This is a genomic window from Oleiphilus sp. HI0132, assembly GCF_001635845.1.
Genome location: NZ_LWGJ01000599.1, coordinates 1 through 11,921, shown reverse-complemented (window position 1 = coordinate 11,921; position 11,921 = coordinate 1). Strand labels below are relative to the sequence as shown.

Genomic DNA, 11,921 nt, shown 5'->3' with positions numbered 1-11,921 from the left:
CGGTTGAGATAAAACTTTTCAGCTTCGGAATAAAACATCGCCGTATCGCGAACACTACGGCTTAGAATTCCCTGGTGCCCCAAATTGATAGGTAATAAATGGGACCCTTTCATATCGACTAAGCGACTTCTTGTAGGCTTCAGCCCTATTAGCCCGCAACATGCCGCAGGTATTCTGATAGAACCACCGCCATCATTCCCATGAGCAAAGGGCACAACGCCAGCTGCAACCATGGCGGCAGATCCGCCGGATGAACCGCCAGTTGAACGCTCAAGGTTCCACGGGTTAGAAGTCGAGCCAAAATAACTAGACTCAGTCGTAGCCGTTAAGCCAAACTCAGGCATTCGAGTTTTTCCTAGGGGCACGACGCCTAGCGACAGGAATTGACGTACGAAATCTGAAGATTTTGCTGCGGGTTTAGGTTTTAACGCTGCGGAACCATGAGCGGAGGGCACTCCGTTAAAGTCGTCATTATCTTTAATAAAGCTAGGGACACCGGAAAAATACCCTGAATTAGGCAACAATGCGTACCGTCGAGCCCTGTCATACATTTCCACAGCAAGACTGTTTAGGCTCGGCTCAACATGCATCGCGCGACTAATACTCGCTTCAACCGCCTCTTGGGCCGATATTTCTCTTTTACGAACCCTTTCGGCAATTCCTACTCCATCGAGTTCACCTAGAACATCTTCTGTATAGGCATTAATTGTTTTCGCCGATGGAATCATGCTGCGCTCATATATTAGGCATTGTATTGGCTGGAGGATACCGCTCCACCACTTCCAATCCAGTCCGTATGGAAAAACTCGCCTCGATCTCTATCAACCCGTTCATAAGTATGCGCACCGAAGTAATCACGTTGCGCTTGCAGCATATTTGCTGGCAATCTTCCGCAGGTGAAGGCATCAAAGAAAGACAAGCCTGACGCGGTACATTGCATTGGTAGCCCGATTTCAATCGCTTTACCCAAAACCCTGCGCCAGGAAGGAAGTGACTGCTTCAATAATTGTTGAAAATAGTCATCGATTCCTAAGAAAGAGAGCTCAGGGTTCTTTATAAAGGCGTCACGAATATTCTCTAGAAAACGACTTCGGATAATGCAACCTCCTCGCCACATTAAAGCAATATTCCCGAAGTTCAGATTCCAATCCAAGTTGTTTGAAACTTGCTTCATTAACATGAAACCTTGAGCATAAGAGATGATCTTAGACGCCAATAAGGACTCTCTCAACGCTTCAAGCCAATCGTCCTTATCTCCACCAACACTAGATATCTCACGCGCGAAAGCTGTTTCAGCAGCGATTCGCTCTTCTTTGAAACTGGAGATATATCGTGCAAAGACCGACTCACTAATCAAGCTCAAAGGTACACCGTTTTCAAGTGCGCTATTTGCAGTCAGTTTACCGGTTCCTTTCTGCCCTGCCGTATCAAGAATGCTCTCTACTAAGGGCTGCCCATCTTCATAAAAGCCAAGAATATTGGCTGTTATTTCAACTAAATAACTATCTAACTCTGTTTTATTCCATGCCGAGAAACTTTTCTGCATTTCAGGGTGATTCAAATTCAACCCACTCTTCATAAAATGATAAGCCTCAGAGATGAGCTGCATATCACCATATTCGATGCCATTGTGAACCATTTTCACAAAATGCCCTGCACCGCCCGAGCCAACCCAGTCGCAGCAAATTTCACCAGCATCGGTGCGCGCCGCAATAGCCTGAAATATAGGCTTTACTAGCGGCCAGGCTCGCTCATCACCACCAGGCATGATAGACGGCCCATAACGTGCACCTTCTTCACCACCGGAAACACCGATACCGAGATAGTGAATATTTTTTTCAGATAATGACTCTACTCGTCGAGCCGTGTCTCGATAGTCGGAGTTGCCCCCATCAATAATGACATCACCATCATCTAGCAAAGGAAGTAGCTGTTCAATGTAGGCATCCACCACCTCACCAGCTTTTACCATTAACATCACTTTACGAGGCGAGGAGAGCTTCGCCAGCATATCCTCAAGGCTATTTGCACCTTGTATTAGCGTATCAGCAGCAAGACCCTTGATAAACTCGGATACTTTGCTCTGCGTTCGGTTATACGCAACGACCCTGACACCGTGGTCATTCATATTCAGAACCAGGTTTTGCCCCATTACCGCTAGACCAATGACTGCAATGTCTGCTTTGTTATCCGCCATAATTATCCCTCGACTATTTCTTGTTTAATGCTCGCTAAGTTTAGCTGCCGATTCCGCATCTAAATACCACTCAACACACCCTGAGCTTGCAATAATTCGTGAAAAAATATTGGCTGCCGGGTAGCTTTTAGAGACTTCTGCCTGATCGACTATTTCTCGCACGACACTTGCCTTACTCTTACCCAAGGCAATAAATGTCACTCTCTTGGCACATGATATGACTGAAGCACTTAGCGAGATTCGCTCCTGCTTGGAGCTTGGTTGAGTCGCCTGAACGGCACTCTGAGCACAGTCGTAATCTGTTTGGCCAGGAAACAATGAGGCAGTATGTCCATCTTCCCCAATACCCAGCATAACCCAATCAAAAATAGGAAAGGCATTCACTCCATCAGATACTGATGGCAGACAAGCCAGCATTTCATCTTTGAATTCGATCAAGGCTTTTTCTTGCGCTAATTCACCATGAATGGGATGAATGTTACTCGCTGGAATTAGCACATGGCTAAACAACAGCCGCATGGCTTCACCATAATTGCTTTGCTCATCATTAGCCGACACACAACGTTCATCTCCCCACCAGAAATGTAAGTTCCGCCAAAGAATGCTATTTGCGTAATCACTGTGGGCTATGTAGCCAAAAATATGTTTGGGCGTTGTCCCGCCCGATAAAGCGATATGGATATCGGCGCCAGATTGGCTCAGAGCCAGCCACTGTTTGGCCACTACCTCTGCAAGCTCATCAGCTGATTCATAAATGCTTATAATAGAACCATCACTACTCGCATTCATACTGCCCCCTGCTTAAGAATTTTTTATCTCGCTATAACTCACAATAATGAGTATTGGCTAAATTTTTACACGGAAAACGCCAGGTACGGCCATCACGCCGAAGAAGGCTCTCGGCTTCTTTCGGCCCCCATGTACCACTCGCATAACCATGCAAGGCATGGTCGCCAGCTTGATATTTCAGAATAGGCTCGACAAACTGCCAACAGGATTGCACGGCGTCGCTACGAGCAAATAAGGTGGCATCGCCATTCAGTGCATCCAGTAACAAGCGCTCATAGGCATTCAGAATGCGTACACCATCACCTTCTTCATCGAGTAAATCCTGGTAACGAAAGTCCATACTCACCTCTTTCGACTCAAAACCTGCTCCGGGTTTCTTAAGACCGAATTGCATCACGATCCCTTCATCTGGCTGAATGCGTATCACCAGTTTATTTGCCGGTGCATTCAGCCCAAAAACAGGGTGTGGTGTATGTTTGAAGTGAATAACAACTTCCGTCACTCGCGTTGGCAAGCTCTTCCCTGTTCGAATATAAAAAGGAACTCCATTCCAACGCCAATTATTAATAAATAGCTTAAGGGCTACGTAGGTTTCAGTTCTGGAATCTGGACTAACACCTTCCTCATCCCGATAACCTGGAACAGCACTACCTTTAACTAAGGATTCCGTATACTGCCCTAAAACCAGGTTATTCTCTAAATCGGCCTGACTAAGTGGTTTTAGACTCTGTAGAACCTTCACCACTTCATTCCGCGTTGAGTCGGCATTGATCACTGCTGGCGGTTCCATCGCTACCATCGCCAAAACTTGCAGCAAGTGGTTTTGAAACATATCGCGCACGGCACCTGCGCCATCGTAATAGCTACCCCGAGACTCAACACCTAATTTCTCTGCGCCGGTTATCTCAACATAATCAATATAATTTCTATCCCATAATGGTTCAAACATGCCATTAGCAAAGCGAAAAACCAGTAGGTTTTGAACGGTCTCTTTTCCCAAATAGTGATCGATACGATAAATCTGGGATTCATCAAAATAGGAATGCAAACCATGGTCTAGCTCGATTGCAGATTCCAAGTCATAACCTAGAGGCTTCTCGACCACGATGCGCTTCCAGCCTTCACACTGATCCAACAATTGACTCTTTGACAAGCAATCAGGGATCACGGTAAACATACTTGGCGGCATCGCCATGTAAAACAAAGTATTGTGCGGTGTCTGGTAGCGCGCATACAGCTCATTCAAGGTAAGCTTTAGCTTGGAGTATTCCGTGACATCGGAGGTATTCAAAGACAAGTAATAAACGTGCTGGAGAAAATCTTCGACAGTATGCGAATCAAGGTTTGCACCTTCACTTAGCGACTTTAACAAAGCCTCACGATAACTATCTGAGTCATAAGCACTGCGCGAAACACCCAAAATAAAGAAACAATCAGGCAATTGTCTAGTGACATATAAATGGAACAAAGCCGGGATAAGCTTGCGAAACGACAAGTCTCCCGAGGCACCAAAAATGACGATATTACTGTTATCAGGAACCCTCATCAGACAACTCCTTAGTCGTAGGCTTTTAGTATAGCTTACTCATTAAATAGCTCCGAGTCATGACTCAGAGCTTTTTAATCCTTATTTGATGGTTTCATCCACAAGCGCTTTTGCTTCTTTCTGAACTTTCTTCAAATGATCTGAACTGACAAAACTTTCCGCATAGATTTTATAAACATCTTCGGTGCCCGATGGCCTTGCAGCAAACCAGCCATTTTCTGTAGAAACTTTTAGGCCACCGATTGCAGCACTATTACCCACCGCCTTGGTCAGTTTCTGCTGAATCGTTTCGCCTGCCAACTCGCTTGCACTCACCTGCTCAGCAGATAAGGCTTTAAGCTTGGCTTTCTGCTCTTTGCTTGCCGATGCATCAAGACGCTCATAAACAGGAGAACCGAACTGGTTTTCCAGTTCTTTATAACGCTCCCCCGGGTCCTTACCAGTTACTGCGCATATTTCGGCAGCCAGGAGATCCATGATAATGCCGTCTTTATCGGTCGTCCAAACTTGTCCGTTGCGTCTCAAAAATGAAGCGCCTGCACTTTCTTCTCCACCAAAACCCAAGCTGCCTTGATGCAAGCCATCTACAAACCATTTAAAGCCAACAGGCACCTCAACCAAAGGACGCTTTAGCGCGCTAGCCACTCGGTCAATCATGCTGCTGGAAACTAGCGTTTTGCCGATTCCAACAGATTCATCCCATTCAGGACGATGTGAGAAAAGGTAATCGATTGCGACTGCTAAGTAGTGATTTGGGTTTAACAAGCCAGAGCTTCGAGTCACAATGCCATGACGGTCGTAATCAGGATCGTTGCCAAAGGCGACATCATATTGGTCTTTTAATTCAATCAACTGACCCATGGCATAAGGTGAGGAACAATCCATACGAATTTTGCCGTCTTTATCAACACGCATAAACGAAAAGCTTGGATCAACCCGCTTATTGACTAACTCCAGGTTCAAACCATAATGCTCGGCAATCGGCTCCCAGTAAGCAATACCACTCCCGCCCATTGGGTCAACACCTATACGCAAGCCGCTTTTGGAAATGGCAGACATATCAACCACAGATTCCAGGTCCTTCACGTAGGGCATGACAAAATCAATTTCTTGCGTACTGCTAGCTGCCAAAGCCTGCGAATAAGAAACCTTTTTTACTTTTTCCATACCTTGAGCTAAAAGTTCATTCGCACGTGCCTGAATCAGGTTAGTAACATCGGTATCTGCAGGCCCACCATGAGGAGGGTTATATTTAAAGCCTCCATCTTGAGGAGGGTTATGGGATGGCGTAATCACCACACCGTCGGCAAGTCCCTGGGTGCGCCCTTGGTTATGACTAAGAATGGCGTGAGAGATAACTGGAGTAGGCGTATAGCCACCGCCCTGCTGAATGCGCACTTCGACATCTTGCGCCGCAAAGACTTCAAGCGCACTAATTAATGCAGGTTCCGACAAGGCGTGGGTATCTTTACCCAAAAATAAAGGACCACTAATATTTTGAGCCTGGCGATATTCACATAAAGCTTGGCAAATAGCCCAGATATGATGTTCGTTGAAGCTACAATTCAGCGCTGTCCCGCGATGGCCAGATGTACCAAATGCTACTGCATGATCAGAGTTTCCCGGTTCAGGTTGCCGCTTGTAATAACTCGCAACCAAGCGAGGGATATCAGTTAATATTTCTTGCGGTGCAGGCTGGCCCGCCAAAGAATGAACAATCATATAAGTCCTTTAAAATCAGATAGCTTTAACGATAGTCTGTTACTTTGCCATCAAGACTAACACAAAATAGTGTAGGCTTTCTTTACAAGCAATAAAATCTTCATCAGTGATATTTTAATGGTCAAATACGTAGCCCACAGAGCGGCGGCTTTTGAAGAACTCGGGGTTCTTAGGGTCGTCTTCAAAGTACTTTCGAAAACGGACAATAAAGTTATCGACGGTACGAGTCGATAGGTCTTTGGAAAAACCCCAGGCAACTTCTAAAATTTCTCCGCGTGACAGCGCTTTACCACGATTGTTAATCAATAACCTGAGCAAGCGAAGCTCTTGTTCAGTTAGGCTTATTTGTTGCCCTTTGCAATAAGCAACAGATTGAAGGAAGTCGATTTTGTTGCTGCCAAAGCTATATGGGTCCTGACTTCCACTCGCCGCATCAATACTATTATCTTGCCAGCTACTTTGTTTTAAAAGGCGCTCAACTCGTAACAGGAATTCTTCTAGGTTAAAGGGTTTAGAAAGATAGTCATCGACACCGTGGTTAAAACCCTCAATTCTGTCTTGAGCANTATTCTTGGCTGATAGAATAAGGATTGGCAAACGCTCATCTTCTAAGCGAATACGTTTAAGAACAGAGACACCGTCTATGCCGGGCAGCATCACATCCAAGACTATTAAATGCGGCCGCCACTGTTTCCATAAGGCTAGACCGGAAGTCCCTGTTTCCGCTAACGCCACCTTGTAACCTTGAAGCTCCAAATTTAAACGCAACCCCTCTGCAATATGACATTCATCCTCGACAACCAAGATACGCTCATTCTCTGGATCAAACACTAGTGCATCCCCATCATATTACGCGCTCTTTTCGCCATTGATAGTTTATTTCGCTGCGGGAATATAATAACAAACTCAGCCCCCTGCCCCGGCTGGCTTTCCTTAATCTGTATCTTACCACTATGCGCTTTAACTATATTTTGAACCAGATATAAACCGAGCCCACTACCCTGCGCTGAACGCGTCTTTGAATCACCCACCTGATAAAACTTTTTAAATACCTTCTTGCGCTGCGTATGCTCAATGCCGATACCGTTATCGATAAACCTAAGCCTGAGCTCATCATTTCCGCGCAGTGCGAGCTTTTCTATTTTAACGACTAGGCTTGGCTGATCCGACTCATTATATTTAAGGGCATTGCTCGCTAAATTAATCAATAACATTTCAAACAGCGCCCGGCTAAGCGTTTGCTTTATCGGCTGAGATGATTGAGTCGCGATCTGTAAGCCAGTAAACAGGTGGGCATTTTGTTGATAAAACTGAGAGACAAACTCAGCAACGTCTAACTCTATAAATTCATCACTGAAGCTCTGGCTTTCGATCTTTCCCAGATCCAGAATGTTGCTGATATTGTCTGACAAACGGTGAACGTCACGCAGCATATAGTTAAGATACTTTTGCTGCGTCTCCTTATCCAAATCATGCTTTTGGAAGGTTTCTAAATACAACTGCAAGGACGTAACGGGTGTTTTCAATTCATGGGTAAAGTTATTGATAAAGTTATTCTGCAGACGATAAAGCTGCTGCATTTTCTTGGTATAAACGAAACTCATCGACAAGCCCGTAACGATCAAACTCACCAATAAAGTTAATACTGCAATCACCAAAAAGGTACGCGACTCTGTGACTTGTTGCGGATCGATATGAAACCTCAAAATCACTTCATCCAAGCCACTACTGATCTCTATATACCAATAGATATAAAGCACAAACGAAGTGACCAGGGCCACCAGTGAGAAAATGAATGTGAAGGTGCTGTTTGGTAGAAATCTAAATCTATTCATTCGACCAGTTTAACACTGCTTCATCGCGCGCCGTGAGTGTTAAAAGCGGGCTATGTAAAACTTTTGTAAAAGCACCATAAAGTCTATTTTTTTAACATTATGGTGATTAAGATTAAGCAACAAATTCAGCTCACACTTGTGATACTTTTTTTAGACTTATTATCCTCAGACCTACACAAAAAGCGGTATTGAAAATGGTTAAAAGCTCTGAAGCATTCAACTTCTACTCTCACCTGCTTGGCGCGATAGCAGCCGTGGTCGGTACAGTTTTTTTATTAAAGGTTGCAACCGGCTCTGCTTCAATGCTCGTCACAGCCTTAGTTTACGGTTTGTCACTAATCTTTCTTTTTTCTGCTAGCTCTTTATACCACTGCTTTAAAAAGCAAGAGAACGAGCTATCTTTCTGGCGAAAAATGGACCGCTTAGCGATATTCTTTATGATTGCCGGTTCTTATACGCCCGTCTGCTACTTCTTTCTGGATGATGACTGGCGCTTACCAATGATAGCAATTCAATGGGGACTGGTGGCATTTGGCCTGTGCTCACAATTATTCTTCCCGCGCGCACCAAGAATACTCTATGCCTTAATTTTTCTGACAATGGGTTGGATGCTAGTTTTCCCCATGCAACAAATCTTGGATCTCATGACCGATATGCAGGTTAATCTGCTTTTTGCTGGCGGTATCGCGTTCACGCTAGGTGCTATTTTCTATGCAAGTAAGAAACCCTTAATGTTGCCTGGAATTTTCAGTTTCCATGAACTCTTCCACGTAATGGTCTTAATTGGTGGCGCCTGTCATTACAGCCTGATTTACAGTGCATTTTCCGCTACGGCGTCAGCCTAAGATGAGCTTAAGCTCTAAAGCACAATGCCTGCTAGAGGAAGAAACGAGTCGTTTTATAAACGATTACCAGGAACACTTCCTTAAAGGTGAAACCAAGCCACCAGAAATTGGCCAACCTTACCTGCTTCATCAGCCTCAAGCCACGCAGGGAGTGCTGCTTGTTCATGGCCTAATGGCTGCCCCGGAAGAAGTGCGAGAGTGGGCTGACTATCTTTATAGCCAAGGCTATACCGTCTACGCGCCACGAATGGACGGGCACGGTACATCGGCAGATGATTTATCTCGCCGTAAAATGAGCGAATGGACGGCGGCGGTTAACCGGGGCCACGAAATACTTAAGCACTGCTGTGAGCATATCGTCATCGCTGGTTTCTCTACTGGCGCTGCGGTGGCACTTAAACAAGTCATTGATAAACCCGACGCCTTTGATGCACTTGTGAGTATCAGCGCGCCGCTCAAGTTTAAAAAGTTCTCTGCTAACTTCGCCAAGCCTGTCAATACCTGGAATAAGGCTCTAAGGCGAATAGCTAACCCGGTATTCGATACTAAAAAGTTGCGTAAAGAGTTCGTCACCAATCATGCTGACAATCCTCACATCAATTATCTACGCTGCCCGGTAAGCAGCATCGTTGAAATCAAAAAATTAATGAACCAAGTTCAGAAAGGGCTCTCTAGCATCACCATCCCAACCTTAGTCATTCATGCAGATAAAGACCCAAAAGTTGACGTCCAAAGCGGTAGAGATATTTATAAAAGCATTCACACAGGCAACGCACATTACAGGGAAATAGACTTCCATCTGCATGGTATTGTCAGAGGAGATATCACCAAGAAGGTTTTTTCTGAAGTAAACACTTTTCTAGACGGCGTGTATCGTAAATAATCTGTACACGCTAGCAACCAACCCTACTTGCCTCACGCCCAAGACAACTGTATATTCAAACAGCATTATTTAATTTCGAGGCAACGGTTTGCGCAAGATAATTCATGTAGATATGGATGCTTTCTTTGTATCCGTGGAAATCCGTGACCAACCGGCGTTAACTAATTTACCCGTTGCCGTTGGCGGAAAGCGCCACTCTCGCGGTGTCCTCTCTACCTGTAACTACATAGCACGAGAGTTTGGGCTTAGATCTGCCATGCCGACCTCAGTTGCGCTGCGTTTATGCCCAGATCTTGTATTGCTTCCGGGTAGAATGGATGTATATAGAACCGTTAGTAAACAGATTGGTGAAATATTCGAACGTTATACTGATCTGATCGAACCACTTAGCCTCGATGAAGCTTACCTTGATGTCACCAACTGCTCGTTACATCACGGTTCAGCAACGCTCATCGCTCAGGATATTTGCAAGACGATTCAACGTGAGCTTGGTCTGACAGCATCAGCAGGGGTGGCGCCCATCAAGTACCTCGCTAAAGTTGCCTCCGATATCAATAAACCAAACGGTATTTATGTAATTCCTCCAGAAAACGTGGCCAGTTTTATCGACGATATGCCTTTAGATAAAATCCCTGGCGTTGGCAAAGTCACCTTCGAGAAGCTCAGTGCTAAGCAACTGCGGTTTGGAAAAGATGTAAAGGCTTTTGACCAACAAACACTACTACATAACTTCGGAAGACTAGGCCATTTACTTTGGCAACGTTGCCATGGACAAGACGAGCGCTCAGTAATAACTCACCGAACAAGGAAGTCAGTGGGTGTAGAGCTAACCTTCCCTGAAGACATTGACGACCCGTCTTCACTTGAAGCGATTTTAGTATCAAGGTTGTTGCCCGAGTTAAAACAGCGTGCTGCAAAGCATTTGCCGGGAAGAGGCATTCAGAAGCTAGGCGTTAAAGTAAAGTTCAGTGACTTTCATCAAACAACAAAAGAATATACATTTAGTGACTACAATGAAGCGATGTTTATCTGCCTGTTACATGAGGCAATATCAAGGGGCGATGGTAAGAAAGTAAGGCTATTAGGTGTTCATATTGGCCTGAATAACGAAAAGGAACAGCATCAACAATATGCCTTTTCTTGGTAATGAGCCCTATACCTACAACGCTGTTTTCTTCATTAAAATTTATGCCATAGTTCAGCATTATCAAGCGGGTCGGCTTTACTCAAATTGGGGTTGGGAATAGAAAACCTTCTGCGCTCTTTCAGCCGAAACTTATCTATTAGCGCTTGGTGGTGAGCTAAAAAGTATGCTTCAAATTTGCCATTTTCGATTAGGCGCCACAAACCCCGTTCAATGCGCTTCGCAAGCTCTGGTCGTTTCGGGCTAATAAAGAAATAGGTTGGCAAGGGGATATGAAGCATTAGTTCCGTGTCGATTGCTAGATTAGGGTGCGCCTCTTTTTGAGCTAAGTACTCGGCCTCAATTTCATTAATACCACGACCAAAGGTTTTAAATCTACCGAGCTCTAACATACTAAACAGGCCTTCATAGTTGTTTCCCACAACAACATTAAACCCTGCCTCTCTCAACACTCTAGTCGTCGACCAACCTTTTCCTGAACCAGTGGGTATAGCTTTAAACTCTTCGAAAGACTTAAGTGCTGACAGTTTGCTCTGGTCTTGCTTATTAATGAAAAAGAGGCGATAGCCCTGTATTCCCTTTCGTATGGGAATTCTTACGACGTGCAATTCGCTGACCCAAGCAGTTTTGGGCGCTTCGGCAACGACATGAAGCTCTTTACCCTCTTTCAACGATAACAGTAGACGATTACGGTTCATTATAAGCGTTGCGTGTTTTACAACACTTTTTGAATCGTCGTCTTGAGTCTCATCGAGAACCATTTGCAACAAATCATGTGCGTAATCATAGCGTTTGTCATTAACTGATTCAGGCCGATTTACCAGCACATAATCACTCAAAGCCTGTGCGCTAAAGCTACTTGCAACCAGTAGTAATATTAACNTGAATATTATTATCATTTTTATAATCAGCGTTATCAGTCGGCATAAGAGCCGAACTCTTCTACGATTAAATTAATAA

Annotated in this window: 10 protein-coding genes; 3 read left to right on the top strand and 7 right to left on the bottom strand. The window is 44.7% G+C overall.

Translation table 11 applies throughout. The annotated features are described in order from the left end of the window. From A3766_RS07340 to A3766_RS07310, 7 genes are all read right to left on the bottom strand, one after another. A partial coding sequence (locus tag A3766_RS07340) for an amidase family protein (protein ID WP_304440938.1) occupies window positions 1-728 on the bottom strand: 728 nt, incomplete at its 3' end. Window positions 729-742: 14 nt separating this feature from the next. Next, a complete protein-coding gene (gene gnd, locus A3766_RS07335; RefSeq protein WP_068514356.1) occupies window positions 743-2,197 on the bottom strand; it encodes a decarboxylating NADP(+)-dependent phosphogluconate dehydrogenase in 1,455 nt (484 codons plus the stop codon). A 24-nt stretch (window positions 2,198-2,221) separates the two neighbouring features. Continuing rightward, the gene (pgl, locus tag A3766_RS07330) at window positions 2,222-2,986 is read right to left on the bottom strand and encodes a 6-phosphogluconolactonase (protein ID WP_197469694.1); all 765 of its coding nucleotides are present in this window, start codon (window positions 2,984-2,986) and stop codon (window positions 2,222-2,224) included. A gap of 31 nt (window positions 2,987-3,017) precedes the next feature. Further along, window positions 3,018-4,532 (bottom strand): glucose-6-phosphate dehydrogenase, encoded by a 1,515-nt coding sequence (gene zwf, locus A3766_RS07325; RefSeq protein WP_068514353.1) that lies wholly within the window; start codon window positions 4,530-4,532, stop codon window positions 3,018-3,020. Window positions 4,533-4,613: 81 nt separating this feature from the next. Then, entirely contained in the window at window positions 4,614-6,254 is a 1,641-nt protein-coding gene (pgm, locus tag A3766_RS07320) for a phosphoglucomutase (alpha-D-glucose-1,6-bisphosphate-dependent) (protein ID WP_068553754.1), read from the bottom strand. Between the two features lie 114 nt (window positions 6,255-6,368). Beyond that, on the bottom strand, window positions 6,369-7,085 hold the full coding sequence (locus A3766_RS07315; RefSeq protein WP_068642030.1) for a response regulator transcription factor: 717 nt from the start codon (window positions 7,083-7,085) through the stop codon (window positions 6,369-6,371). Next, on the bottom strand, window positions 7,085-8,089 hold the full coding sequence (locus A3766_RS07310; RefSeq protein WP_068514343.1) for a sensor histidine kinase KdpD: 1,005 nt from the start codon (window positions 8,087-8,089) through the stop codon (window positions 7,085-7,087). Before A3766_RS07310 ends, A3766_RS07315 begins: the two co-directional genes overlap by 1 nt. A gap of 194 nt (window positions 8,090-8,283) precedes the next feature. Here A3766_RS07310 and A3766_RS07305 point away from each other — a divergent pair, with 194 nt between their 5' ends. The 3 genes from A3766_RS07305 (at window position 8,284) to dinB (ending at window position 10,964) form a co-directional block, all read left to right on the top strand. After that, window positions 8,284-8,934, top strand: coding sequence for a hemolysin III family protein (locus A3766_RS07305; protein ID WP_068514341.1), 651 nt, complete (start codon window positions 8,284-8,286; stop codon window positions 8,932-8,934). Window position 8,935: 1 nt separating this feature from the next. Beyond that, window positions 8,936-9,817 carry a carboxylesterase gene (locus tag A3766_RS07300; RefSeq protein WP_068512166.1) on the top strand — a complete coding sequence of 294 codons (882 nt, stop codon included), beginning with the start codon at window positions 8,936-8,938 and terminating at the stop codon, window positions 9,815-9,817. An 88-nt stretch (window positions 9,818-9,905) separates the two neighbouring features. Beyond that, window positions 9,906-10,964 (top strand): DNA polymerase IV, encoded by a 1,059-nt coding sequence (dinB, locus tag A3766_RS07295; RefSeq protein ID WP_082865274.1) that lies wholly within the window; start codon window positions 9,906-9,908, stop codon window positions 10,962-10,964. Window positions 10,965-11,921 lie beyond the last annotated feature (957 nt).

Bases quoted from the DNA above. Each gene is read 5' to 3' on its own strand.
- gnd (WP_068514356.1), bottom strand. From the start codon at position 2,197: ATGGCGGATAACAAAGCAGACATTGCAGTCATTGGTCTAGCGGTAATG.
- pgl (WP_197469694.1), bottom strand. From the start codon at position 2,986: ATGAATGCGAGTAGTGATGGTTCTATTATAAGCATTTATGAATCAGCT.
- zwf (WP_068514353.1), bottom strand. From the start codon at position 4,532: ATGAGGGTTCCTGATAACAGTAATATCGTCATTTTTGGTGCCTCGGGA.
- pgm (WP_068553754.1), bottom strand. From the start codon at position 6,254: ATGATTGTTCATTCTTTGGCGGGCCAGCCTGCACCGCAAGAAATATTA.
- A3766_RS07310 (WP_068514343.1), bottom strand. From the start codon at position 8,089: ATGAATAGATTTAGATTTCTACCAAACAGCACCTTCACATTCATTTTC.
- A3766_RS07305 (WP_068514341.1), top strand. From the start codon at position 8,284: ATGGTTAAAAGCTCTGAAGCATTCAACTTCTACTCTCACCTGCTTGGC.
- A3766_RS07300 (WP_068512166.1), top strand. From the start codon at position 8,936: ATGAGCTTAAGCTCTAAAGCACAATGCCTGCTAGAGGAAGAAACGAGT.